This is a genomic window from Hymenobacter jeollabukensis, assembly GCF_005771675.1.
Taxonomy (GTDB): domain Bacteria; phylum Bacteroidota; class Bacteroidia; order Cytophagales; family Hymenobacteraceae; genus Solirubrum; species Solirubrum jeollabukense.
In genome coordinates, this window is sequence record NZ_VAJM01000006.1 from 301,701 (window position 1) to 326,041 (window position 24,341).

The window sequence follows — 24,341 nt, forward strand, 5'->3', positions numbered from 1 at the left end:
GTTTGCGGCGTAATTTTACCGTAACCAATCCCCACACACATTCCCTTGCTGACCTCCCTGTTCACCCGCCGCGCCGCACGCACCTGGGCCCTGCTGCTGGCCCTGATGCTGCCCGCCGCCGCCCGCGCCGACGAAGGCATGTGGCTGCCCCTGCTGCTCAAGCAGCTCAACGAAGCCGACATGCAGCAAAAAGGCCTCAAGCTCTCGGCCGAAGACATTTACTCGGTCAACCGCGGCTCGCTCAAGGATGCCATCGTGCAGTTCGGCGGCGGCTGCACCGGCGAAATTATTTCGAATGAAGGCCTGCTGCTCACCAACCACCACTGCGGCTACGGGCAGATTCAGCAGCACTCGTCGGTGGAAAACGACTACCTCACGAAGGGCTACTGGGCCATGACGCGCGAGCAGGAGTTGCCCAACCCGGGCCTCACCGCCACCTTCATCGTGCGCATGGAAGACGTGACGGCGCCGGTGCTGCAGGGCATCCCGGCCGGCATTCCGGAAGCCGACCGCGAGAAAATCGTGCTGCAGCGCTCGGCCGAAGTGGCCCAGAAAGCCGTGGCCGGCACGCACTACAAGGCCTTCGTGCGGCCCATGTTCAACGGCGGCGAGTACTACCTTTTCGTGACGGAGGTGTTCGAGGACATCCGCCTCGTGGGCGCCCCGCCGAGCAGCATCGGCAAGTTCGGCGGCGACACCGACAACTGGATGTGGCCCCGCCACACCGGCGACTTTTCGATGTTCCGCATCTACGCCGGCCCCGACAACAAGCCCGCGCCCTACTCCAAGGCCAACAAGCCCTACGTGCCGCGCCACTCCCTGCCGATTTCGCTCGGCGGCGTGCGCCCCGGCGACTTCACCCTGGTGTTCGGCTTCCCCGGCCGCACCACCGAGTACCTGACCAGCTGGGGCGTGGAGGAAACCTACGCCGTATCGGACCCGGCCAAGGTGAAAATCCGCGACACCAAGCTGCGCATCCTCGACGCGGACATGAAGGCCTCGGACAAGGTGCGCATTCAGTATGCGGCCAAGTACGCCTCGCTGGCCAACTACTGGAAGAAGTGGATCGGCGAGATGCGCGGGCTCAAGCGCCTCGACGCGGTGCGCCGCAAGCAGCAGCAGGAGCAGCAGTTCCGCCAGTGGACCCAAGCCGGAGACGCCGCCCGCAAGGCCAGCTACGGGCAGATTCTGGACCAGCTGGAGCAGCAGTACCGCACCGTGCGCCCCTACGTGCAGGCCCGCGACTACGTGACCGAGGCCGCCCTGGGCATCGAGCTGCTCAGCTACGCCAACGCCCTGCAGCAGTACGTGGACCTGATCAAAGACAAAGCCCCGCAGGCAGAAATCAACGCGGCGCTGGAAAAAACGCGCAAGGGCACCACCGGCACCTTCCGCAACATCAACATCGCCACCGACCAGAAGGTGGCCGCCGCCCTGCTGCCCATTTACGCCGAAGGCACGCCCCCGGAGCTGCTGCCCGACTACATCAAGGCCCTGCGCAAGCAGAACGCCACGCCCGAAGCCTGGCAGCGCTTCGTGGCCGATGTGTATTCGCGCAGCCGCCTGACCTCGGAGGAAAGCGCCCAGAAAGTGCTCGACGAGGTGGCCAAGGGCAACGTCAGTGGCATCGTGAACGACCCGGCCTACCAGCTGGTGGCGCCCATTGTGGCTACCTACCGCCAGAAGGTGCTGCCGACCTACACCCAGGCCCAGGACCAGATTACGCTGCTGCAGCGCACCTACATTGCCGGCCTGCGCGAGCAGCAACCCCAGCGCAAGTTCTACCCTGACGCTAACTCCACCCTGCGCGTGGCCTACGGCCAAGTAGCTGGCTACCAGCCCGCCGACGGCGTGCAGTACGATTACTACACCACCCTCGACGGCATCATGCAGAAGGCCGACCCGACCAACGTGGACTTCGAAATTCCGGCCCGCCTCACGGAGCTGTACGAGAAGAAGGACTACGGCCCCTACGCCGTCAACGGCACGGTGCCGGTGGCTTTCACGGCCACCAACCACACCACCGGCGGCAACTCCGGCTCCCCGGTCATCAACGGCCGCGGCGAGCTGATCGGCACCAACTTCGACCGCAACTGGGAGGGCACCATGTCGGATCTGATGTACGACCCGGACCGCGTACGCAACATCACGCTGGACGTGCGCTACATGCTCTTCGTGGTCGACAAGTACGCCGGCGCCACGCACCTGGTGCGCGAAATGAAGCTGGTGAACGGCCCTGGCTCAGCGTCCACGGAAGCCGCCGGCTCCGACGACAAGAAGGCCAAGAAAACCAAGGTAAAAGTGAAGCGCGAGAAGGCCGCGGCGGTCAACTAAGCATCCTTTTGCTTATTCATCGAAACCCCGGACTTGCCTGCAGGTCCGGGGTTTTTGTTGGCGCTACGCCCGTCTGCCGCAGCTGTGGCATCTGCTCTCGCGCTGTCTTGTTGCCCGCGGCCGGCCTTGCGCCGCAGCGCAACGGCCACGTAATCGGGGCCGCGTGGCTGTGTGATAATTTTGCGGGCACCAGCGAAAAAATATAACAGCCCATGTGATATTTTTTCGCTGGTGCCCGCAAAATTATCACACGCTTCTGGCTGGCTTGCTCATTGGCAACCGTCAAGGACGGTTGCGCCCGAAGCCGTAGCTTGCGGCATGACCCGCTTGCTTCATTACCTGAGTTTGTGCCTGCTGAGCTGCTTTGCCTTGGCTGGCCCTGCTCACACCCAGGCCCAGTCTGCCGCCACCGCTTCCCCGCTCCTGCTCCAGCCCGCCGCCGTGTTCGACGGCCAGGCGCTGCACCCCGGCTGGGCCGTGCTCGTCGAGGGGGAGCGAATCAAGGCCGTGGGTCCGGCCGCGCAACTGGCCGCGCCGGCCGACGCCCGCGCCGTGCCGTTGCCGGGGCTGACCTTGCTGCCCGGCCTCATCGAAGGCCACGCGCACCTGCTGCTGCACCCCTACAACGAAACCAGCTGGGACGACCAGGTGCTGCGCGAGTCGCAGGCCCTGCGAGTGGCCCGGGCCACCGCCCACGCCCGGCGCACCCTGCTGGCCGGCTTCACCACCGCCCGCGACCTGGGCACCGAGGGCGCCGACTACGCCGACGTGGGCCTCAAGCAGGCCATTGACCAGGGCATCATCCCCGGCCCGCGCCTGCTCATTGCCACCCGCGCCCTGGTGGCTACCGGCTGCTACGGCCCCAGGCTGTCCGTCGACGTGGCGGTGCCGCAGGGCGCGCAAGAAGTCAGCGGCCCCGACGAAATCGTGCGGGCCGTGCGCGAGCAAGTCAGCCGCGGCGCCGACGTGGTGAAGGTATACGCCGACTACCGCCTGAGCGCGGGCGGCCCCGCGGTGCCCACCTTTTCGCAGGACGAGCTGAACGTGCTGGTGACCACCGCCCGCGGGCTCGGCCGGCCGGTGGTAGCCCACGCCTCCACGCCCGAGGGCATGCGCCGGGCCACGCTGGCCGGCGTCGAAACCATCGAGCACGGCGACCAGGGCACGGCGGACGTATTCCGGCTCATGAAGCAACGCGGCGTAGCCCTCTGCCCCACCGTGGCCGCCGGCGACGCCATTTTGCAGTACCGCGGCTGGCGCAAGGGCCAGGGCCCCGAGCCGGAGCGCATCAGCCAGAAAAAAGCCAGCGTGGCCGCCGCCCGCCGGGCCGGCGTGGCCCTGGTGCTCGGCGGCGACGTGGGCGTGTTTCCGCACGGCGATAACGCCCGCGAAGCCGAGTTGCTGGTCCGCGAGTACGGCTTCAGCCCCTTGGAAGTGCTGCGCCAGGCCACCAGCGGCAACGCCCAGCTACTGCACCTCCCCGACCGCGGCCAGATTCAGCCCGGCCTGCTCGCCGACCTCGTAGCCGTGCCCGGCGACCCGACGCAGGACGTGGCCCCGCTGCGGCAGGTGCAGTGGGTAATGAAAGGTGGAGTGGTCTATCTTACTCCGAAAAGCACTAATTGACGGATGGAACAGCAAAACTTCCTGCAGTCCATAGCTTACGCCTTACCACACTTTGCTCACCCCAATGCTACTGAGCAGAGCGTTTATGATGCACTAATCGCCTACGGCATCGATTCCTCGTTAGCAGAACGCATTATCATATTCACTCCTACTGCTTTTGGCAGGGTACTGATGCGGCATTTGGCACTAGCCTTCCCATCTACTTACCGCATTGAAAACGAGGCCGGCCAGCTCACAGATAGTCTGCTTTTAGCCGAGGAACCCGTGTTTTGCGCCGCGCTGCAACTGGCTGTTCACCTTGCTGATGCAGATGAATGGCAATCAGATATTCACGACGAAGTAGCTTATTGGAGCGCGGAAGCAGGTGTTGTCAGTCAAGCTTTGGTCGAAGGCTATAATCCGCAGGACCTTAAGCTCCAAGAGTTAATTGTGCACTGGCATGTTTAACTGTATCTGATGGCAGTAGCGCACTGTAGCTTGGCATTGTAGTTATAGTTAAACGCAGTGGTCCGACGACTTTGAGTCGTCGGACCACTGCGTTTAACCCGGCCGTTCCACCCCCAGCTCCTTCAACTGCGCGGCGTACTTGTCGTAAATCACCTGCAGGTCGGCGCCGTGCTTGGCCGCGTCCACGCCGATGCTCACGTTGGCGCGGTGGAAGCGGTGCAGGTGGCTCAGGTGCGGGCAGATAACGGGCAGGTGCCCGGCCAGCAGAAAGCGCACGTAGAGGTCCAGGTCTTCGGCCATGCGCAGTTGCTCGTCGTAACCGCCCACCTCATCGAAGAGGCGGCGGCTGTAGCACACGTTGCCCTGGATGAAGTGCTCAGCTTTGAAGATGGCCTCCAGCATCTTGACGGGCGTGTCGAAGCGCCAGGCGTAGTAATCCTCGCCGGGCAGGTAGCGGCGCTCCTCGTCCACGCGCAGGAAGTCGGCCACCAGCCACTGCCGCTCCGGATTTGCCTCGATCTGGGCGCCGTAATGGTAGAGGCAGCGCTGCAGCAGCAGGTCGTCGTCGTCGAGGGGCACCAGCCAGGCGGCGGGGTCGGTTTCTTTTATCAGCTGGTTGCGGGCCGGGCCGGGCAGCAGGCGCTCCGGGCCCCGGTGCTGCCAGGTGCGGATGGGCGGGCCCTGCCAACCGCTGGCTTCGGCCAGGAAGGCGGCCGTGCCGTCGGTGCAGGCGTTGTCGAGGATGAAGTGCTGATACTGAGCGTCGAGCGGGGCCAGCACGCTGGCGCGCACGCTCTGCACGGCCTCGGGCAGAAAGGCGGCCCGGTTGTGCGTGGGGGTGATGACGGCGAATTGCATACGGGCTGCTTGTTCGGGCGCGGAGGAAAAAAGTTGCCTTTCCGGGGCACTGGTCAACCTTCGGGCGGCGGCTGGCGTTAATCCGGGCAACCCTTCCCGCCGCCGCATTCCTATGGGCTTGTACGTCGTTACGCTCCGCTTACCCGATTCCTTCGACGAGGAATTCGTTGCCCTGATTCCGCGCCACCGGGCATTCATCAACAGCCTCATCGAGGAAAACGTTATCCTTTCCTACGCCATCAGCGCCGACCGCTCGCGCGGCTGGGTGACCATGCACGGGGCCACCCCCGAGGCCGTGCGCGGCGTGGTGGAGCAGTTTCCGCTGTACCGGTTTTTGCAGGGCATCGAGGTCGACGAGCTGTTCGTGTTCGACAGCACGGCCACGCGCCTGCCCAAAATCAGCCTGAACTAACTTCCGCCGGCCCGACGTTCCGCTAGTCCGAAGACCGGTTGCCGGCGGCCGACGCCGGCCGCGCCCCGGGCCCATTCGCTTTGCCTTTCATGCAGTCCCTTTTGTCGCTTCCCTATCTTTCCGTGTACCTGCACCCCGGTCCGGCGCCCGTGCTCGAAGCCCAATGGCGGGGCTTTGCCACCAGCGCCGAGTTTCGGGCGGCCATCGGGCAGCTGCTGCAGCTCGGGCTGGCGCACCGCGTCCGGGGCTGGCTGGCCGACGACCGGCAGCTCGGCGCCGTGCGCCCCCGCGACCTGGAATGGTCGCGCCAGGAGCTGCTGGGGGGCCTGAGCCGCGCCGGCCTGCGGCGCTTCGCCCTCATCGAGTCGACGGAGGCGCTGAACCGCCACACCATTGCCGCCATGTACGAACGGGCCACGGCCGCCGTCGGCTTCGACATCCGCCGTTTCGACGCCCTCGGGCCGGCCCGCGCCTGGGCGGCGGGCGGCGAATAGCCGGGTTGTTGCGGACTCTGCGTAGCTTACTCCCTGTATTCCTCCCCCGCTCCTTCCACTCTGAGCTTTTCTCCCCGCATGATGTCCCTGTTGCTCTGGCCGCTGAGCCTGCTGGCTCTGTTTCCTCCGGTCACCGCACCGCCACCTCCCCCCCCGGCGCCCGCCGAGGCCCCCACCACCGATGCCCTGCTCACGCGCTTGGGCACGGCCATCAGCAAGCTGCAAACCCTGCGCTGCAACGTGAAAGCCAGCGAGCGGCACCCCGACGGCTACCAGCAGGCCCGCACGCTGATGAAAATTGCCACCAGCCCCCTGCGCATCTACCTGCGCAATCAGAAGGGCATCGAGGTGCTCTACGTGCAGGGCCAGAACAACGGCGACGCCTGGGTGTACCCGGCCAAGTTTCCCTACGTCACCATCAGCCTCGACCCCAACGGCTCGCTGATGCACCGCAACCAGCACCACTCCGTGCTCGACGCGGGCTACGGCGTCATTGCCGATTTGATCCGCATTCCGCCGCAGCGCTCCGAGGCCTACCGCCGCTCGTTCCGCTACCAGGGCGACACCACCATTCAGGGCCGCCCCTGCTACCTGCTGCGCTCCGACTTCCCGCAGTTTCGCTACATCAGCTACAAAACCACCGGCGGCGAAACCGCCGCCAAGATTGCCGAACGCTTCGGCTGCGGCGAATACCGCATTGCCCAGCGCAACGACATCGGCTACGAGGACGTGCTGCCCGAGGGCAAAACCCTGCAGGTGCCCAACGCCTACGGCCGCCGCACCATCCTCTGCGTCGACCAGAAGCTGATGCTGCCCCTGGCCGTAGCCGTGTGGGACGACAAAGGCCTGTTCGAGTCCTTCGAGTTTTCGCAGGTAGTCCCCAATCAGCCCATCCCGCCGGCTGAGTTCAGCAAGGATTACAAGGACTACAAGTTCTGACGGCCGCACTGGCAGTCATTGCGAGGCGCAGCCGCAGCAATCTTTCCTCCACTAGCACTGCCGCCTCAACTGGCAGAAACCGAAAACAGCACCGCCAGAAACTGCAGCTACCAGTTTCGGGCGGTGCTCATTTTGGGGTTGGCACGTTGGCCAGGACCGATTGCTTCGCTTCGCTCGCAACGACTGCAGGATGAACCGACGTAATCGTCCACAAAATCCGTGTAATCCGACAAATCCGTCGAATCCGTGGTTACCGACGCATGGTTTTCTCGATCATGTCCCACATGTCCGAGGTCAGCAGCTCCAGCTTGTTGAACTCGCCGGCCCCGTTCAGCCACTCGCCGCCGTCGATGGTCACGACCTCCCCGTTGATGTAGCTGGCGAAATCCGAGACCAGGAAGGCGGCTAGGTTGGCCAGCTCCTGGTGCGAGCCCACGCGCTTGAGCGGCACCGAGGCGGCCGGGTCGAGCTTGGAGGCCAGCGGCTCGGGAAACAGCCGGCTCCAGGCGCCCTCCGTCGGGAACGGGCCGGGCGCAATGGCCACTGAGCGGATGCCGTACTTGGCCCACTCCACGGCCAGGGAGCGGGTGAGGGCCAGCACGCCGGCCTTGGCCGTGGCCGAGGGCACGACGAAGGCCGAGCCGACGGAAGCGTAGGTCGTGACGATGTTCAGAATGGTGCCGGGCTGCTGCTCCTTGATCCAGTGCTTGCCCACGGCCAGGGTGCAGTTATAGCTGCCCTTCAGCACGATGTCGACGATGACGTCGAAGGCCTTGTTCGACAGCCGCTCGGTGGGGCTGATGAAGTTGCCGGCGGCGTTGTTGACCAGCACGTCGATGCGGCCGAATTCCTCGATGGTGCGGGCCACCAGCTTCTCCACCTCGTCGTACTTGCGCACGTCGCACTGCACGGCCAGCACCTTGCCGCCCGTTTGGGTGCGCAGCTCGGCGGCGGTGGCTTCCAGCACGTCAAGCTTGCGGGAGCTGATGACCACGTTGGCCCCGAGCTGCAGGAAGTAGGTGGTCATGGCGCGGCCCAGGCCGGTGCCGCCGCCGGTGACGATGATGGTTTTACCGTCGAGGGCGCCGTCGCGCAGCATGGGTTGGGCGTAAGGGGCAGTTGCCATTGAGTTCGGGGGTTGAGGTGGGAGTTGCGGTGCCGCAAGAACGGCATTTGCCGGAAATTGTATGCATGCCGCGTACTTTTCCCGCCGTTGCAGCCGGCATATTACCGATTGTTTCGCGGCGGACACAGTTCTTTGCGCCATGAATGTCACATCCATTGCCGTGCTCGGCTGCGGCTGGCTGGGCCTGCCGCTGGCCCGGGCGCTGGCCGAAGCGGGCCACCATGTGGCCGGCAGCAGCACCACGCCCGACAAGCTGCCCCTGCTGGCCGCCGCCGGCATTTCGCCCCACCTGCTGCGCCTCGGTCCCGACACCACGGCGGCCGACGTAGCGCCGCTGCTGGCCGGGGCCGAGGTGCTGGTCGTCAGCGTGCCGCCTTCCCGCGCCGCCGCCGACCGCACTGCCTACGCCCGCGCCCTGCAGCCCGTGGCCGATGCCTTGGCTGCCGCCACGGTACAATCCGTGCTGTTCATCAGCTCCACCGGCGTGTACCCCGACGAACCGCGTCCGATGAGCGAAACCGACGCCGTGGCCGTTCCCGAATCCGAAAACCACCTCCTGCGGGCCGAAGCCCTGTTTCAGCAGCCCGGCCGGCCCTGGCAAACCACCGTGCTGCGCCTCGGTGGCCTGATGGGTCCCGGCCGGGCGCCGGGCCGCTTCCTGGTCGGGCGCATCGACCTGCCCCAGCCCATAGCCCCCGTCAACATGCTGCACCTCGACGACGCCGTGGGCGTCAGTCGGGCCATTATTGAGCAGGGCGTATGGAGCCGTACGCTCAACGTGTGTGCCGCCGGGCATCCGTCGCGCCAGCAGTTCTACGAGGCCGCGGCGGCACAGCTTGGGCTACCGGCGCCGCAGTTCCTGCCCGATGGGAAAGGTGGTAAGCAAATCAATACCGATGCCTTGCGAAGTGCCGTAGCGTACGATTTCCGCCACGACGTCCCGCTGGCGGCCCTGCCCTACTGCTAAACGCCAGCCGCTGTACCTTTGCCGTTGTGAAAGACCTGCTGACTGCCGACGTGGCCGTGCTGGGCGGCGGGGCCGCCGGCTTTTTCGGGGCCATTGCCTGCGCCGAAGCCAACCCCGAACTGACGGTACTCCTGCTCGAAAAAACCACCAAGCTGCTGAGCAAGGTGCGCGTGTCGGGCGGCGGGCGCTGCAACGTGACGCACCACTGCTTTCAGCCCGTGGAGCTGGCCCGGCACTACCCCCGCGGCGGCAAGCAGCTGCAGGAGCCCTTCCGGCAGTTCGGCGCCCAGGACACGGTGCGCTGGTTCGAAGCCCGCGGCGTGAAGCTCAAGGCCGAGTCCGACGGCCGCATGTTCCCCGTCACCGATTCCAGCGAAACCATTGCCCAGGCCCTCGAAGACGCCGCCCGCCGCGCCGACGTGCGCGTGCTCACCAGCACCGGCGCCGACCACATTGAGCCGCTGGCGGAAAGCGGCTTCCGGCTGACGTTGAGCGGCGCGCAGGCTCCAGCTAAGGTATTGCAGGTGCGCAAGCTGCTGATAGCCACCGGCGGCAACCCCAAGTCCAGCGGCTACGACTGGCTGCGGCAGCTGGGCCACTCGGTGCAGGAGCCGGTGCCGTCGCTGTTCACCTTCAACGTGCCCAACTCCCCGCTCAAGGAGCTGATGGGCGTAAGCGTGCCGCACGCCCGCGTGGTGCTGGCCGGCGAAAAGCTGGAGTACGAGGGCCCGCTGCTCATCACCCACTGGGGGGTGAGTGGCCCGGCCGTGCTCAAGCTTTCGGCCTGGGGCGCCCGCCGCCTGCACGAGCTGCAATACACCGGCACGGCCCTCATCAGCTGGCTGCCCGCGCAGCAGGAGGAGCCGCTGCGGCAGTGGCTGCACCAGTTCCGGGCCAATAATGGCAAGAAAACCGTGCTGGCCAACCCGCTCTTTGGACTGCCCCAGCGCCTGTGGCGCAGCCTGGTGGAGCAGGCCGACATCGGCACCGAAACGCGCTGGAGCGAGCTGGCCGGCAAGCTGCAAAACCGCCTGATCGAGCTGCTACTGCGCATGCCGCTACAGGTGCGCGGCAAGACCACCTTCAAGGAGGAATTCGTGACCTGCGGCGGCATTCCGCTGACCGAGTTAAACCTGAAGACCCTGGAAAGCCGCAAGGTGCCCGGCCTGCACTTCGCCGGCGAGGTACTCGACATCGACGGCATTACCGGCGGCTTCAACTTCCAGGCCGCCTGGACGACCGGCTATTTGGCCGGCCGGGCTATGGCGGGGCGCTAAGGCTCTCCCATGCGCAGCTGATGGTCGCTGGCTACGTTTCTTAGTCGCTCGATCAGGGCGGTGCCGCAGAAAAGCATATGGTCCGAGTGATTAATGAATAGTATCCATTGATAATGGCAGTCTACTATGCCCCACTCCTGGAGGCGGCGGGCTTGCGGGCCGAGCGTTTCCACTATTGTCCAGGCAGCCGGACTGCGGGCTTGATACCACCACATTTTAGGGTCCGAAATGCCTTCTTGAGCAAAAAAGAACACTGACTCATCAGGCTGCCATAACGCCCGCAGCAATTGTAGTTTCTCCTCGTCCACAGCTGCGTCCACATCCGGTAGACCTGTGCGTGGTAAGTCGGGGCGTAGCCGCGTCCAGAGCAGAACTGCCTGGCGGGATTTGTAATTCGGGTCGGCAAAAGTACCATTCACTCGCTTCTCCACCGCCGGCCACTCCGCCAAGCCCAGCGGCTGAAATTGCGCTGGGGTCAGCCCCAGCTCCTGCCGCGCCCGTTCTATTTCCTGCCGGATATCCGTCCACATATCAGCGTTAACATACCATTTCTACTGCAACCTTCTCCCCGGCTCCGCAGTAAAGTAGCTTATCCATCCGGACCCTTTCCAAACCAAAACTCCAAAACATCATGGCAGCTGAAAATAATAAGGCTCTGCACAGCGTACTCAACGAACTGGTAGAAACCCTGAAAGACGGTGAGCGGGGCTATTCTGAAGCCCTGACCGACGTAAAAGACCAAGACCTCAAGGACGTATTCAAGAAGTACGCCCTGCAGCGTGACGGCTTCCTCACGGAGTTGGAAGGCGCCATGCACAAGCTGAACCTGCACCCCGAAAGTGCCGACGAAAGCAAAACGGATTCCATCATTGGCACCGCCCACCGCGCCTGGATCAACATCAAGTCGGTGGTGACCGGCAACGACCGCCACGCCATCCTGGCCGAGTGCGAGCGGGGTGAAGACTACGCCAAGAAAGCCTACGAAAAAGCCTCCAAGGCCGAAGGCGTTCCGTCCGACATCAAAGCCATCATCGATAAGCAGTTCAGCGGCATCCGCGAAGCCCACGACACCATCCGCGGCCTGCGCGACTCGTCGAAGTAGACCACGGATTCAACGGATTTTTCGGATTACCCGGATTTCGTAGACGGATACGTTCCGTCGGCCGCGTAACCCGATAAGACAGAAAGGCCACCTCGTTGAGGTGGCCTTTCTGTCTTCTACTTGTTATCGATTCAATCAGCGGCGTGGTTCATGGAGCTGTAATCTGTCTGAACCATACGTTATACTGCTACTTGTAATTGGTATTCCAGCCTAAAACAAGCCCCACAGCGTTGAGCCGTGGCTCCATTTAATCGTCTACAAAATCCGCGGAATCCGAAAAATCCGTCGAATCCGTGGTCTTATTCGTCGAAGCCACCGCCTTCGTTACGGTCGCGGCGGGGCTTGTAGCCGCCTTCGCGGTTGCCGCCGTAGCTGCTGCCGCCGCGGTTGCCGTAGCTGCCGCCTTCACGGTTGCCGCCGCGGTAGCCGCCTTCACGGTTGCCACCACCGTAGCCGCCCGAGCGTTGACCGCCGCCGTAGCCACCGCGGTTGCCGCCGTAGCCACCCTCACGGTTGCCGCCGCCGTAGCCGCCTTCGCGACGCTGGTAGCCCCCTTCACGCGGGCCACCGAAGCTGCGGCGCGGCCGCTCTTCGCCACCTTCGCCACCCTCGGCGCCGGCTTCGCGCTGCGTAGCCAGGCTGAACGATACCGGACGACCGTACAGCGAGGTGCGACCCAGTTGCTCCACGATTTCGGTTACGTTCTCGTTCGGCACTTCCACGAAGCTGAACTTATCGTACAGCTCGATGTCGCCGACGCGGCCCGGGGCGATGCTCGAGGACGACACGATCAGGTCGACCAGGTCGCGCGGGTGCAGGCGGTCTTTCTTGCCCATGGTCACGAACAGGCGGGTGTAGCCCTCGCGCGGCGTGCCTTTCTGGCGGTCGGCTTCCAAGCCTTTGTCGGCCTGCTTGCTTTCCTTCATCACCATTTTGAGCAGGGCGGCGGCAATGTCCAGCGACGTTACCTCCTCTTCCTGGTCGATCAGGCGCTGGACGCGGCCGATGTGCTTCTCCAGGTTGCCCTTCTCGATGATTTCCTTGATCTGGCCGAGCAGCACGGTGGTTTTCACCTCCGACACGTCCTCGAAGGACGGAATACGCTCCTGCTTGATCTGCGCCTTGGTGAAGCGCATGATGTCGCGCAGCTTGTAAATGTCGCGGCCCGACACGAAGGTGAAGGCCTTGCCCGATTTACCCGCGCGGCCGGTGCGGCCGATGCGGTGCACGTAGTATTCCTCGTCGGCGGGCAGGTCGTAGTTGATAACGGCCTCCACGTTGTCCACGTCGATGCCGCGGGCGGCTACGTCGGTGGCCACCAGCACCTCCAGGGTGCTCTTGCGGAATTTATCGAGGGTGTTCTGACGAGCCTGCTGGCTCATGTCGCCGTGCAGGCCGTCGGCGAAGTAGCCCTTGGCCTGCAGGTCAGCCACGATTTCGTCGACCATGCGCTTGGTGTTGGCAAACACGATGACCGATTTCAGGCTGTACATGTCGATTACGCGCGACAGCACATCTTTTTTCTGCGGGCCGCGCACCTCGTAGTAGGCCTGCTCGATGTTCGAGACGGTCATCTCCTGGTGGTTGACCTTCACGATCTGCGGATCCTTCTGGTACTTCTTGGTCAGCTCCATGATGGGCCGGCTCATGGTAGCCGAGAAGAACACCGTCTGGCGCTCCTCCGGCATCTGCGACAGCACCGTTTCGATGTCGTCACGGAAGCCCATGTCCAGCATTTCATCCGCCTCGTCGAGGATGATCATTTTGCACTGGTCCAGCTTCAGCGTACCGCGCTGCAAGTGGTCCATCACGCGGCCGGGGGTACCGATTACCACCTGCACGCCGCGCTCCAGGGCCTTAAACTGCCGGTCGTACGACGAGCCGCCGTAGATGGGCACCACGGCCAGGCCGCGCTTGTACTTACCGAGTTTTTGGATTTCGCCGGACACCTGCACTGCCAGCTCGCGGGTGGGGCAGAGCACGAGCACCTGCACCTCGCGAGAGTCGGCGTCGACTTTCTCGATGGCGGGGATGCTGAACGCGGCGGTTTTGCCGGTACCCGTCTGGGCCTGACCGATGACGTCGTGGCCTTCGAGCAACACAGGAATGGCGGCCGTCTGGATGGGCGAGGCTTCCTCGTAGCCCATGTCCGTGATGGCGCGCTGCACCTCTTGCGAGAGGTTCAGCTCTTCAAATTTTACTTTCTCCATGATGTTGGTAGGGAGTGATTGAAACGGCAATCGGAAACCAGCGCGTTCCTTTCCCTACGCAACACGACAGGACAACGGACGACGACAGCAGACAGACTCTCTTTTTCTTGAGGCAAGCGGCAGACAACACTACCGCCTCGGCCGGGACGCGGACCGATTTGCAATTGCGGGTGCAAAGATACGGAAAATATAGCCGAATAGCGAGGTAGTATAGTAATCTACCGCCGCCGTGCCTCCAACCCGGCCCGGCCCGGCGCCCTTGCGAGCGGCCAGCCAGCGAATTGCAGCCCTACTCGCCGCATCGTTGCCCCTGCCGGACGTAATACCCCGGCCATTAGTTCCGCCCGCCGCCGACTGCCCCAAAACAAAGCGGCCCGCCTCAGCTGAGGCGGGCCGCTTGGGCGACGGTAGGTCCGTAGCAGGCAGCGCGAACTAGGCGCGGCGTACTTGCACGGCGTTCAGGCCCTTGCGGCCCTGCTCCACCTCGAATTGAACTTTGTCGTTTTCGCGGATTTCGTCGATGAGGCCGGTTACGTGTACGAAGATGTCTTCGCCGGTCGCGTCGTTTTTGATGAAACCAAAGCCTTTGGTTTCATTGAAGAATTTTACCGTTCCAGTCTGCATGGTAAGGAGGTGATGAAGGAAACTATTTAAGCCAAACCGCGCCAAAACTCTGCATCAGCCATTACAGCTGGGGCAACGAAACGGAAGCATTTTATCTTAAACGCCGGTAAATATAGAGGTATTTGTTTGCTAGGCAAGCGCCTTCGACCGACCGAAAGTCGCCCCGCTTGCTAAATTTATTGGCATAAACTACCTTGGCGACGCCAACCCACTTAGCCCCCCCCTCATGACGTTCGACGACCTTCTCGCCCAGCTGCGCGCCTTGGGCAGCGAGCAGACTCGCAAAACCTACCTGCGCCACGGCTTCGGCGACAACACGTTCGGGGTGAGCTTTGCCCACTTCGGGGCGCTAAAAAAGCAACTCGTCGGGCGTGGCAAGGATAAAAACCTGGCCCAGCAGCTGGCGCGGCAGCTCTGGCAATCCGGCTACTACGACGCCCGTACGCTGGCCACCATGATTGCCGATCCGCAGCAGTTCACGCCCGCCGAAGCCGATGCCTGGGCTGCCGACGTGACCAACCACAGCCTCGCCGATGCGCTGGCCGGCCTTCTCGCGGGCACCGACTTTGCCTGGGCCAAGGTCGCCGAATGGACCCAGGCCGCCGGCGAATACCCACAGCGCCTGGGCTACGCGCTGCTGAGCCGCCTGGCCCTGCAAGACAGCGGCGCCCCGGATGCCGCCTTTGTGCCTTACGTCACGCGCATCGAGCAGCAGCTGCAAACGGCCCCGAACCGGGCGAAGGAAGGCATGAACGGGGCGCTGATTGCCATCGGCAGCCGCAGTGAGGGCCTGCGTGAGCAGGTGGAAAGCGCCGCCGACCGCATCGGGCCCGTTGTTATCGACCACGGCGACACGGCCTGCCAGACGCCCGCCATCCGGCCGTACCTGGCCAAGATATGGGCAAGAAAAGCGGTAAAGGCTTAATCGTTCGGGCAATAAAAAGGCCCCGGAAGCGACGCTGCTTCCGGGGCCTTTTTGTCGCTTACGCAGAGTCCATTAGCGCCGCCGGTTGCGGCGGTCATTCTGCTCGTCATCGTAGTGGTAGCGGCCATCGTGGCCGTCGTGGGCCCGGTCGCGGCCGGGGTAGTCGTCGTAGCGGCGGTCATCCTCGCGGTAGCGGCCGCCCTGGCTGCTGCCGTCGTAGCCATCATGGCCGTACCGGTCGTTGATCGGGCGGACCTGCTCGCCGGGGCGGCCGTAGCCGGAGGGCCGCTCGCGGGCGGGGCCGCGGTCGTCGTAGGGGTCCTGGAAACGCCGGCGGCTTTCGGGGCGGTCTACTTCGTGGCCGCGGCGCCAGCGCGCGTCTTCGTCGGAGTAGTAGCCGCGGCCGCCGCGGTAGTCGCCCTCGTACTGGCCGGGACCTAGGCCGCCGTGGAAGGCGCTGGGATTCTGCCGCTCGCGGGAAGTGCTGAAGGAATCGGTGTCGTACGGGTCGTTGTACTCGGAGCGGCGGCCGTAGCTAAACGAGCCCGGGTCGCGGCCGTAGTCGCCGCGGGGCTGGCTGCGGTCGTAATCATCGTACCGGTCGCCGCGCTGCTGATTGTCGTGGGCGTAGCGGCTGCCGGGGCGCGGCTCGGGGCGGCGCCGGTCGTCGGACTGGCGGCGGTGGTCTTCGTCGTGGCGGCTGCGGGGCTGGCGGTAGCGCGGCTCGTCTTCGGGGCGCCGGTCGTTCATGGGTCGAAATTCGAAATCCTGTTCGTAGGGCATGGCTGTGGGTGCATTGGTTGGAACTAGGGTGTACTGCCGGGCCGCGGCGAAGGTTTTTGCGTAGCAGTTTCTTCCTTTGCGCCCTCACTCCTGCTCATGTCCGACACGCCCGCCTTCCGCTTCTCGCGCCCCGTCACCGTGGTAGCCAGCCACATCGACGAGCTGAACCACGTCAACAACGTGCAGTACGTGCAGTGGATTCAGGACATTGCCGGCGCGCACTGGCTCACGGCTTACCCGGTGGGCGAGCGGGAGCAGTACGTGTGGGTGGTGATGGAGCACCACGTGCGCTACCTGAAACCGGCCCTGCTCGGCGACGAGCTGCGCCTGACGACGTGGATCGGCGAGTTCAAGGGTGCTACCTCGCAGCGCTTCACCCGCATCGAGCGCGTGGCCGACGGGGCGTTGCTGTGCGAAGCCGAAACCAAGTGGGTGCTGCTCGACCCGCAGACCGGCCGGCCCAAGCGCGTGGAGCCGAATGTGGTGGAACGGCTGTGGGGGCCGGTACAGGCTTGAAGGAGCTATTTACGCTTCACCCTGAAGCCTTCACCGATCAGCAAAACGACCAGCCCAAAAAATTGCCAGCAGCTATACTCAGTATGGTCGAGCTATAATAGATTTGTCCAGCCGCCGGGTTTTGCTTTTCTACGAACACCCGACGCCATTAGCCCCCGATTGCTTTCCACTTACCACCGGCGTCGCACCTTCGCACGGTGGCCATCCTTGCCGATTCATCCTGTTACCCTACCGGCACGCCGGCGCCCCCGTCCTTTTCGACGGCACTAGCGGCGAATGCTGCCCGAACTGCCTGCCCTACTGGGGCTGAGCCCGGTTCCTCGTTTCTCTAGCCTTAGCCTAGCAGCGCGGCCGCGTGGAGGTCGTTGCCGGCGGGCTTTTTTATCCCGGACCCGGCCCGTCCTTGCGGGCTTGCGCTACGGCGGCTGGTGCTAGCTGGCCGCTATTCAATTCCTCCCATTTCAATTGTTCGCTGCCAATGAAAACAGTACCGTCTCTGCTTACCCGGCGCTTTTTTCAACCCAACATCATCTTCGTTTTTTACCCATGAAAAAGCTTTATAGTCTGGCCTTGCTTCTCTGCGCGGCCGTCACCGCGGCCTATGCTCAGAGCACCTGGAACCCAACGCTTACGGGAACAGCGGCCACCCAGTGGACCGCCAGTGCCAACTGGACGCCTAGCGGCGTTCCGTCCCCCACAACCGATGTCATCATACCCGCTGGCAAGAGCAGCTACCCTGCCATTACTTCTGCCACTGCCTCTTGTCGCACCCTGACCATCCAGAGCAACACCGCCGGCAGTGGCAGCGTTACCGTTGGCCCTGGCGCAACGCTGGCCGTCAACGTGGCTACGGGTACCAGCGCTACGGCCGTGAACAACGCGGGCACGCTGACGCTCAACGGCACCTTGCGGGTGAAGGCCAACATCGTCAATAACGGGACCATCAACAGCGGCGACGCGGCGCTGCTGCGGATAGAAAATACCTCGGGCACCGTCAACATCAGCGGCACGGGCACGACCATCCTCAACGACGTCACATTTGGCGCGGGGGCGGCCAGTTTCGCCAGCACCCTGGCGAGCCAGGCGCGGATAACCCGGCGGGCCCTGCTGGCCGGTGGCAACGTGACGACCAACGGCAAGCTCCGCTTCGCAGCGCCCGCCAGCAACCCCGCGGGCACCAGCGGCTACGTGTACTACGGCGGCAGTGGCCGGCTCAACGGCCCGATTACCGTCGAGCGCCCCATTTCGCCCCTTTACAACCAAGGCAACGGCTACCGCCACTACAGCACGCCGGTGGCCGATCCTGCGTTCAGCTCGCTGGCGACCAGCGGCTTCTCGCCCATCATCAACACCAGCTACGCTTACCCCACCAACAACGCCCTCACGCCCTACCCGAACGTGTTTTACTTCGACGAAGCGGCGGTGGTGAACAACAACGCCGACGCCTTCGAGTACGGCTGGCGCTGCCCGGCCGGCAGCACCCTGGAAACCACCCGCGGCTACACGGTAAACATCAATTCCTCGGCTATGGTCGCGCTGACCGGCACGCCGAATGAGGGTACGCTGCAAACGGCGCCGCTGGGCCGGGGCGCCTACGCCCAGTCGGGCTTTCACCTGGTGGGCAACCCCTACGCCACGCCGATTGACGTCTTCCAGGTGATGACCGACAACCTCTACGACGACGACCCCGCGCACGTGGACACGTACAACCCCGACGGCTTTGACGGGACGGTGTACTTCTACCGCTCCCTGACCCAGTACAGCGGCAGATACCAAGCCATCAACGTCACCGGCGCCGGCAGCAGCGACTCCCTGACCCAGCTGTTCCCGGTGATGCAGGGCTTCTTCGTGCGCAAAACCACCTCGGCCAACGCTAAGGAGTACACTTTCAACGACTCCCAGCGCGCCGACCCGCTCGACCCGGCGTACAGCACCACCGCGCTGACGCCCTTCTTCCGGAGCGCGGCCGGGACTGCGCCCGCAGCTACTGCTACGCCCACCGGCCTGTTTCGCCTGCAGGCTACGGACCTGAGCAGCGGCGCCGCCGACCAGACCAACGTGGGCTTCCGCCCCGACGCTACCGCCGGCCACGACCCGCGCTACGACGCGCTGCGCCCCGCCGACAACCGCAACGTGCCCACCCTGCTCACCGCTAACGCGGCCGGGCAGGCCTGCATGGTCAACTTTCTGCCCGCCCTGACGACGGCCACCCGCACCGTGCCGGTGGGCCTGCGCACCCTCGTACCGGGCCGCAGCTACGCGCTGAACGCGGGCGCGGTGGCCGCCCGCCAGGCCCTGCCGGCCGGCACCCGGGTGTGGCTGGAAGACCGGGAGCAGGGTCAGTCGTACGAGCTGACGGCCGGGGCCACGCTCACGTTTACGGCGGCGGCAGTGGCTTACGAGCACCGTTTCTTCCTGCGGTTTGAGTCGGGCGCCAAACCGCTTGGCACGCAGGCCGCAGCGGCCCAGCCGCTGCAACTGGACGTGTACCCCAACCCGGCCGCGGGTGGAACGGCCTTCCAGGTATCGGCTGCGCAGCTGAGCGGCGCGCAGGCCACGCTGACGCTGCTCAACGCCCTGGGCCAGACGGTGACGACCAAACAGCTGTCAGTCCGCGGCGGGCTGCTTAGCGGGGAAGTCACCACGGCCGGGCTGCCGGCCGGCGTGTACCTGCTGCGCCTGACTACGGCCGGCGGCACCAGCACCCAGCGCCTGCAGATTCGCTAAGCCAGCGCTTCACCGACGCACACCGTTCCCGGTAGGCCCGACCGGGAACGGTGTAGCTGTTTTTCCGGGCTTCGCGTGGTAAATTCCGGCATTGCTTACTCCTGGCTGATTCGCATTCCTGGTGCGGAAAGGCCTAATAACCATTTTTATGAAATCAGACTTACTACTTACTTATCGCCTGCTGCTGGGCCTGCTGCTCGGCTGGCTTAGCGTTGGGCACGCCAGCGGCCAGGCCGTGCGCTGGGAGCAGAGCTTCGGCGGTTTCGACGGCGGCGGCTTCAGCCGCGGAGTTTCTACCGCCGACGGGGGCTATGTGCTGGCCGGCAGCACGAACAGCGGGGCCAACGGGCCGGTCGGTGACACGACCCGGGCGGAAGGGGATTTGTGGGTGGCCAAGTTTACCGCGCAGGGCATCAAGGAGTGGGACCGTCGATACGCCGGGGTTTCGCAGGGCCTGCCTACGTCCGTGATTCAAACCAGCAACGGGAATTACGTGGTAGGCTGCATCACCACCTTGGGCAGCAGCCCGGACAAAGCCGGGCCGAACCGGGGCTATTACGATTACTGGATTATCTGCCTCGACGCGCAGGGCCGCCGCCTGTGGGAACGGACCTACGGCAGCCAGCAGTGGGATTTTCTGCAAAGCACCTGGCAAACCGCCGATGGCGGCTACTTGCTGGCCGGTACCAGCCAGGATTCCACCGCTTCAGCCGACAAGTCGCAGACCGGCTACGGCCGGCGTGACTTCTGGCTGGTGCGCCTGGACGCGCAGGGCAACAAGCTCTGGGACAAGGCATACGGGGGCGACGACGACGACGAGCTCGTGAGCGGTATTCCGACTAATGACGGGGGCTGTCTGCTGACGGGCTTTACCCGCTCCGGCCAGAATGGCAGCGTCTCGGAACCACCCATCGACCCAGCGTGGAGCGACTATTGGGTGGTCAAGCTCGATGCCAACGGCGTCCAGCAGTGGGACCACCGCTACGGCGGGACCGACCAGGACGTGGCCGGCCGGGCGCTGCAGAACGCCGACGGCACGTACTACGTGTGCGGCACCTCGCGCTCGGGCGCCGGGGGCACCCGCACCGAGCCCAGCCGGGGCGGCGACGATTACTGGCTGCTGAAACTCTCCGCGCAGGGCACCGTGCTCTGGGACCGGCGGTTCGGCTCGCCCGGCAATGACATTGGCTACTACGGTCTGCTGCCCCAGACCGGCGGCGGCTGCGTCCTCGGCGGCTTCTCCGAAACCGGCCCGCCCGGCGGCGACCAGAGTGGGCCCCGCCGCGGCCACTACGACGCGTGGCTGGTGGCCGTATCGGCCGCCGGGACGAAGCTGTGGGACCGGGCGTACGGCGGCAACGACCAGGAAACCTTCTCCGACCTCATTGCCCGCCCAGGCGGCCACATGCTGCTGCTTGCCTCCTCCGCCTCGAACCAGTCGGGCGACCAGTCCCAGGCCTTCCCGGTGGGCACCACCAGCGGCAGTTGGGTGGTGGAGCTGAACGCCAGCGGGGCCATCCTGCGGGCCCAGCTGGTCACCGCCGCCCCCGACGAAACCCAACGGACGCTGCTGCGCACCCGCGACGGCGGTCTGGTGCTGGCCGGGCACGGCATCAACGGCTTCGGCTTCAACCCGCCCGCCAACACCGGCGGCCAGGGCCTCACCCAATCCTGGCTGATCAAGCGCGACTCGCTCGGGGCGCCCGTTTGGGAACAGACGCTTTACGGCCCCGATGCGCGGGGCAACCGGAACCCGGTAGTGCGCGAACAACTTGACGGCACGCTGGTAGCCGGGGCCACGGATTACCGCACCTTGCTCGACTCGGCCACGGCCCGCACCGATGCCGAGTACCTGCTGGTAGAGCTGGAAGGGCCCTTGTTCCGCAAGCGCAAGTACGGCGGATTGGGCCACGACTGGCTGGCCGACATGCAGGTACTCACCGACCGCGGCCACCTGCTCGGCGGCACCTCGCGCTCGGGCGTGGGCGGCGACCGGAGCGAGGCCAGCCGCGGCGGGGCCGATTTCTGGGTGCTGCGCGTGAACGACCGGCTGGTGAAGCGCTGGGACCGGCGCTTTGGCGGCAGCGGGCTGGACTCGTTGCGCTCGGTGCTCCTCACCCCCGACGGCGGCTACCTGCTGGCCGGCTCCACCACCTCCCCCGCCGATGGCGACCTGACCGAGCCCAGCCCCGGCGGGGCCGATTTCTGGCTGGTCAAGCTCAGCAACACCGGCGCGCTGCAGTGGCAGCACCGCTACGGCGGCCCCGGCGACGACTGGCTGGCCCAGGCCCGCGTGGCCCCCGACGGCGGCTTCGTGCTGGCCGGCACCACCAACGCCGGCGCGGGCGGCGACGTAACCGAACCCAGCCGCGGCCGCCGCGACCTGTGGGTGGTGAAAGTCAGCAGCCAGGGCGCGCTGCAGTGGCAGCACCGCTACGGCGGCAGCGGCAACGAGTACGGCGCGGCCGTGGACGTAGACCCCGACGGCGGCTTTATCGTGGGCGCCTCCACCACCTCGCCGGTGAGCGGGGAGGTCAGCCAGCCCAGCCGTGGCAGCACCGATTACTGGCTGCTGCGCCTCTCGGCCCAGGGTACGGTGCTCTGGGACCGGCGCCTGGGCGGCAGCGGCGAAGATATGCTGACTTGCCTGACGACCACGCAGCACTACGGCTACGCCCTCGGCGGGCAGTCCAACTCGCCCACCAGCAGCGGCGAGCATCAGCAAGCCAACGTCGGCGGCTACGACATGTGGAGCCTGCTGCTGGGGGCGCGGCGGGTGCCGGCCCCGGTTATCAGCGCGTTTAGCCCGGGCCTGGGGCTGCCCGGCACCGGCGTCACCATCACGGGCAGCAATTTTACGGGCACCAGCAGCGTGACCTTCAACGGCGTAGCAGCACCGGGCTTCGTGGTCAACGGCGACGGCAGCCTCACGGCGACCGTGCCGGCGGGCGCCAGTACCGGCCCGATTACGGTGACGGCCAACGGCACGGGCACCTCGGCTACCGACTTCGTGGTGCCCGGCGACCTGGTCGTCAGCGCGACGCAGGCGGTGCAGGGGACTTACCGCAACGTCACCGTAACCGGCCCCGCGACGGGTGGCGCGGGGGTGGGCGCGCTCAGCGGGCCGCTCACCGTGCTCGGCACGCTCACGGTGCAGGCCGGCGGCACGCTGCGCACGGCCTGCCAGCCGCTGACCGGCGCGGGCAATTTCGTACTGGCAGATGGCGGCACGCTGGCCATCTGCGACGCGGCCGGTATTAGTGCCAGCGGGGCCAGCGGCGCGGTGCAGCTGACCGGCACGCGCAGCTTCAGCCCCGACGCCTACTACATTTACAACGGCATCCAGGCACAGCTGACGGGCTCGGGCCTGCCCGCGCAGGTGCGCGACCTGACCCTGAACAACGCCAACGGCCTGGCGCTCAGCCAGCCCGTAGCCGTGGCCCAGGTACTGCGCCTGACCAGCGGCAACCTCACCACGGCCGGCCAGCCGCTGACGCTGCGCTCCTCCGCCCAGGGCACGGCCCTTGTCGATAACACCGGCGGGGCGGTGCTGGGCCGGGCTACGGTGGAGCGTTACGTCGACCCGAGCCGCTACGCCGGGGCGGGCTACCGGCACTTTTCGGCGCCCGTGGCCACGGCGACGGTGGGTAGCCTGCGCACGGCCGGCTTCGGGCCGGTGGTCAATGCGGCCTACAACGCCTCGGCCACGCCCGGCCTGGTGGTGCCCTTCCCCACGGTGTACGGCTACGACCAGAGCCGGCTGCTGACTTCGCCGGCCTTGAGCTTCACCCCATTTGACCGCGGCTGGGTGTCGCCGGCCGACACCAGCGCGGCGCTGGCGGTGGGCCAGGGCTACACCGTGCACCTGCCGGCCGGGGGCCTGACCGTGCGCTTCCGGGGCCCGCTCAACAACGGCCCCATCAGCCAGCCGCTGGGCCGGGTGGCCGACCCGGCCGTCGCCGCCGCGGGCTTTCACCTGGTGGGCAACCCCTACCCCTCGCCGCTGGACTGGCGCCTGGTGAGCCGGCCGGCCGGGCTCGACGATGCCCTGTACGTGTTCGAGAGCGAGGGGCCTTACGCCGGACAGTACCGCGCTTACGTCAACGGCCTGGGGGCTTCGCCGCTGGTGGGCTCGGGGCAGGGCTTCATGGTGCACGTAAACACGCCGGGCGCCACGCCCACGCTGAGCTTCACCAACGCCGCCCGCGTGCGCACCTACGGCACCGAGCCGGCCCTGCGCCGCGGTCCGGCCACCACCGACCCGCGCCCGGTGCTGCTGCTGGCCCTGGCCCCCGCCACCGGCGCAGGCTCCACCGACACGACCATCGTGTACTTCGAGGCTGGCGCTACGCCCGCTTTCGACGCGCGCTTTGATGCCGACCAGCTGCCCCGCGCCGGGGCGGTGGCCGCGCTGGCCACGGCGGCGGGCGCGCGGGCCCTGAGCATCAACGGGCTGCCGCCGCTGGGCGCGCAGGCCGTGGTGCTGCCCGTGTCGGTGCAGGTGCCCGCGCCGGGCCCGTACGCCCTCACGGCGGCCCGGCTGGCCAATTTTGCGCCCGGCACCACCGTCTACCTGCACGACGCGCAGACCGGCACCCGGCAGCTGCTAACCACCGGCACCCGTTACGTGGCCACGCTGCCCGCTACCACGGTGCCCGGCCGCTTCACGCTGGAGTTTCAGCTGAATGGCGCCCTGGCCACTACCGCGGCGCGCCCGGCCGCTTCCCTGACGGCCTACCCCAACCCGGCGCGGGAGGCGCTGCACGTGGGCTGGACGGCCCTGCGCCGCCCCGGCACCCTGGTGCTGACCGACGCCCTGGGCCGGGAAGTGCTGCGGCAGCCTGCCAACGGCCAGCAGGCCACGCTGCGCACCGAGCGGCTGCCCGCCGGCGTGTACCTGCTGCGGCTGCTCAGCCCGGACCAATTGTTCCAACCGGTGAAGGTGGTCATCGAATAGCCCCCGGCCGGCCGGCA

Annotated in this window: 19 protein-coding genes; 13 read left to right on the forward strand and 6 right to left on the reverse strand. The window is 65.9% G+C overall.

All coding sequences use genetic code 11. The features are described 5' to 3' along the window. The first annotated feature begins 45 nt into the window (after positions 1-45). The 3 genes from FDY95_RS15100 (at position 46) to FDY95_RS15110 (ending at position 4,407) form a co-directional block, all read left to right on the forward strand. Positions 46-2,334 (forward strand): S46 family peptidase, encoded by a 2,289-nt coding sequence (locus FDY95_RS15100; protein WP_246074043.1) that lies wholly within the window; start codon positions 46-48, stop codon positions 2,332-2,334. 318 nt (positions 2,335-2,652) lie between these two features. Further along, entirely contained in the window at positions 2,653-3,960 is a 1,308-nt protein-coding gene (locus FDY95_RS15105; RefSeq protein WP_138078924.1) for a metal-dependent hydrolase family protein, read from the forward strand. A 3-nt stretch (positions 3,961-3,963) separates the two neighbouring features. After that, a complete protein-coding gene (locus FDY95_RS15110) occupies positions 3,964-4,407 on the forward strand; it encodes a hypothetical protein (protein WP_138078926.1) in 444 nt (147 codons plus the stop codon). Positions 4,408-4,500: 93 nt separating this feature from the next. Here the strand turns inward: FDY95_RS15110 and FDY95_RS15115 are convergent, their stop codons facing one another. Beyond that, positions 4,501-5,265: a glycosyltransferase family 2 protein gene (locus FDY95_RS15115; RefSeq protein WP_171025691.1), complete on the reverse strand. Its 765-nt coding sequence runs from the start codon at positions 5,263-5,265 to the stop codon at positions 4,501-4,503. A 112-nt stretch (positions 5,266-5,377) separates the two neighbouring features. Here FDY95_RS15115 and FDY95_RS26355 point away from each other — a divergent pair, with 112 nt between their 5' ends. The 3 genes from FDY95_RS26355 (at position 5,378) to FDY95_RS15125 (ending at position 7,110) form a co-directional block, all read left to right on the forward strand. Then, positions 5,378-5,677 (forward strand): YciI family protein, encoded by a 300-nt coding sequence (locus FDY95_RS26355; RefSeq protein WP_171025692.1) that lies wholly within the window; start codon positions 5,378-5,380, stop codon positions 5,675-5,677. Positions 5,678-5,766: 89 nt separating this feature from the next. Continuing rightward, positions 5,767-6,171, forward strand: coding sequence for a hypothetical protein (locus tag FDY95_RS15120; protein WP_171025693.1), 405 nt, complete (start codon positions 5,767-5,769; stop codon positions 6,169-6,171). Positions 6,172-6,249: 78 nt separating this feature from the next. Further along, positions 6,250-7,110 carry a DUF1571 domain-containing protein gene (locus FDY95_RS15125; RefSeq protein WP_138078932.1) on the forward strand — a complete coding sequence of 287 codons (861 nt, stop codon included), beginning with the start codon at positions 6,250-6,252 and terminating at the stop codon, positions 7,108-7,110. Positions 7,111-7,360: 250 nt separating this feature from the next. Here the strand turns inward: FDY95_RS15125 and FDY95_RS15130 are convergent, their stop codons facing one another. Continuing rightward, on the reverse strand, positions 7,361-8,236 hold the full coding sequence (locus FDY95_RS15130) for an SDR family oxidoreductase (RefSeq protein ID WP_138078934.1): 876 nt from the start codon (positions 8,234-8,236) through the stop codon (positions 7,361-7,363). Positions 8,237-8,375: 139 nt separating this feature from the next. Between FDY95_RS15130 and FDY95_RS15135 the strand changes: the two genes are divergently transcribed. Next, positions 8,376-9,203 (forward strand): NAD(P)H-binding protein, encoded by an 828-nt coding sequence (locus tag FDY95_RS15135; RefSeq protein ID WP_138078936.1) that lies wholly within the window; start codon positions 8,376-8,378, stop codon positions 9,201-9,203. A 26-nt stretch (positions 9,204-9,229) separates the two neighbouring features. Then, positions 9,230-10,480, forward strand: coding sequence for a BaiN/RdsA family NAD(P)/FAD-dependent oxidoreductase (locus FDY95_RS15140; RefSeq protein WP_317129492.1), 1,251 nt, complete (start codon positions 9,230-9,232; stop codon positions 10,478-10,480). On the opposite strand, the gene FDY95_RS15145 is transcribed toward FDY95_RS15140, so the two are convergent. Continuing rightward, complete coding sequence (locus tag FDY95_RS15145) at positions 10,477-11,010, reverse strand: DUF6756 family protein (RefSeq protein WP_138078938.1); 534 nt, start codon at positions 11,008-11,010, stop codon at positions 10,477-10,479. The genes FDY95_RS15140 and FDY95_RS15145 overlap by 4 nt on opposite strands. Before the next feature lie 101 nt (positions 11,011-11,111). Here FDY95_RS15145 and FDY95_RS15150 point away from each other — a divergent pair, with 101 nt between their 5' ends. Then, on the forward strand, positions 11,112-11,582 hold the full coding sequence (locus tag FDY95_RS15150) for a PA2169 family four-helix-bundle protein (RefSeq protein ID WP_138078939.1): 471 nt from the start codon (positions 11,112-11,114) through the stop codon (positions 11,580-11,582). Positions 11,583-11,881: 299 nt separating this feature from the next. Here FDY95_RS15150 and FDY95_RS15155 read toward each other — a convergent pair whose 3' ends face one another. Both FDY95_RS15155 and FDY95_RS15160 read right to left on the reverse strand, forming a co-directional pair. Next, positions 11,882-13,792: a DEAD/DEAH box helicase gene (locus FDY95_RS15155; protein ID WP_138078941.1), complete on the reverse strand. Its 1,911-nt coding sequence runs from the start codon at positions 13,790-13,792 to the stop codon at positions 11,882-11,884. Positions 13,793-14,224: 432 nt separating this feature from the next. Beyond that, on the reverse strand, positions 14,225-14,416 hold the full coding sequence (locus FDY95_RS15160) for a cold-shock protein (RefSeq protein WP_111477033.1): 192 nt from the start codon (positions 14,414-14,416) through the stop codon (positions 14,225-14,227). A gap of 226 nt (positions 14,417-14,642) precedes the next feature. On the opposite strand from FDY95_RS15160, the gene FDY95_RS15165 reads away from it, so the two are divergent. Continuing rightward, on the forward strand, positions 14,643-15,341 hold the full coding sequence (locus FDY95_RS15165; RefSeq protein WP_138078943.1) for a DNA alkylation repair protein: 699 nt from the start codon (positions 14,643-14,645) through the stop codon (positions 15,339-15,341). A 72-nt stretch (positions 15,342-15,413) separates the two neighbouring features. Here the strand turns inward: FDY95_RS15165 and FDY95_RS15170 are convergent, their stop codons facing one another. Beyond that, entirely contained in the window at positions 15,414-16,124 is a 711-nt protein-coding gene (locus FDY95_RS15170) for a hypothetical protein (RefSeq protein WP_138078945.1), read from the reverse strand. A gap of 96 nt (positions 16,125-16,220) precedes the next feature. Here FDY95_RS15170 and FDY95_RS15175 point away from each other — a divergent pair, with 96 nt between their 5' ends. From FDY95_RS15175 to FDY95_RS15185, 3 genes are all read left to right on the forward strand, one after another. After that, positions 16,221-16,640, forward strand: coding sequence for an acyl-CoA thioesterase (locus tag FDY95_RS15175; protein WP_138078947.1), 420 nt, complete (start codon positions 16,221-16,223; stop codon positions 16,638-16,640). Between the two features lie 546 nt (positions 16,641-17,186). Further along, positions 17,187-19,367, forward strand: a complete 2,181-nt coding sequence (locus FDY95_RS15180) for a T9SS type A sorting domain-containing protein (protein WP_138078949.1) — start codon at positions 17,187-17,189, stop codon at positions 19,365-19,367. Positions 19,368-19,515: 148 nt separating this feature from the next. Beyond that, positions 19,516-24,324 carry a T9SS type A sorting domain-containing protein gene (locus FDY95_RS15185; protein ID WP_138078951.1) on the forward strand — a complete coding sequence of 1,603 codons (4,809 nt, stop codon included), beginning with the start codon at positions 19,516-19,518 and terminating at the stop codon, positions 24,322-24,324. Positions 24,325-24,341 lie beyond the last annotated feature (17 nt).

Coding starts and splice junctions, on each gene's coding strand:
- FDY95_RS15160 (WP_111477033.1), bottom strand. CDS start 14,416: ATGCAGACTGGAACGGTAAAATTCTTCAATGAAACCAAAGGCTTTGGT.
- FDY95_RS15120 (WP_171025693.1), top strand. CDS start 5,767: ATGCAGTCCCTTTTGTCGCTTCCCTATCTTTCCGTGTACCTGCACCCC.
- FDY95_RS15115 (WP_171025691.1), bottom strand. CDS start 5,265: ATGCAATTCGCCGTCATCACCCCCACGCACAACCGGGCCGCCTTTCTG.
- FDY95_RS15180 (WP_138078949.1), top strand. CDS start 17,187: ATGAAAAAGCTTTATAGTCTGGCCTTGCTTCTCTGCGCGGCCGTCACC.
- FDY95_RS15165 (WP_138078943.1), top strand. CDS start 14,643: ATGACGTTCGACGACCTTCTCGCCCAGCTGCGCGCCTTGGGCAGCGAG.
- FDY95_RS15125 (WP_138078932.1), top strand. CDS start 6,250: ATGATGTCCCTGTTGCTCTGGCCGCTGAGCCTGCTGGCTCTGTTTCCT.
- FDY95_RS15145 (WP_138078938.1), bottom strand. CDS start 11,010: ATGTGGACGGATATCCGGCAGGAAATAGAACGGGCGCGGCAGGAGCTG.
- FDY95_RS15150 (WP_138078939.1), top strand. CDS start 11,112: ATGGCAGCTGAAAATAATAAGGCTCTGCACAGCGTACTCAACGAACTG.
- FDY95_RS15175 (WP_138078947.1), top strand. CDS start 16,221: ATGTCCGACACGCCCGCCTTCCGCTTCTCGCGCCCCGTCACCGTGGTA.
- FDY95_RS15155 (WP_138078941.1), bottom strand. CDS start 13,792: ATGGAGAAAGTAAAATTTGAAGAGCTGAACCTCTCGCAAGAGGTGCAG.
- FDY95_RS15130 (WP_138078934.1), bottom strand. CDS start 8,236: ATGGCAACTGCCCCTTACGCCCAACCCATGCTGCGCGACGGCGCCCTC.
- FDY95_RS15185 (WP_138078951.1), top strand. CDS start 19,516: ATGAAATCAGACTTACTACTTACTTATCGCCTGCTGCTGGGCCTGCTG.
- FDY95_RS15110 (WP_138078926.1), top strand. CDS start 3,964: ATGGAACAGCAAAACTTCCTGCAGTCCATAGCTTACGCCTTACCACAC.
- FDY95_RS26355 (WP_171025692.1), top strand. CDS start 5,378: ATGGGCTTGTACGTCGTTACGCTCCGCTTACCCGATTCCTTCGACGAG.
- FDY95_RS15170 (WP_138078945.1), bottom strand. CDS start 16,124: ATGCCCTACGAACAGGATTTCGAATTTCGACCCATGAACGACCGGCGC.
- FDY95_RS15105 (WP_138078924.1), top strand. CDS start 2,653: ATGACCCGCTTGCTTCATTACCTGAGTTTGTGCCTGCTGAGCTGCTTT.
- FDY95_RS15135 (WP_138078936.1), top strand. CDS start 8,376: ATGAATGTCACATCCATTGCCGTGCTCGGCTGCGGCTGGCTGGGCCTG.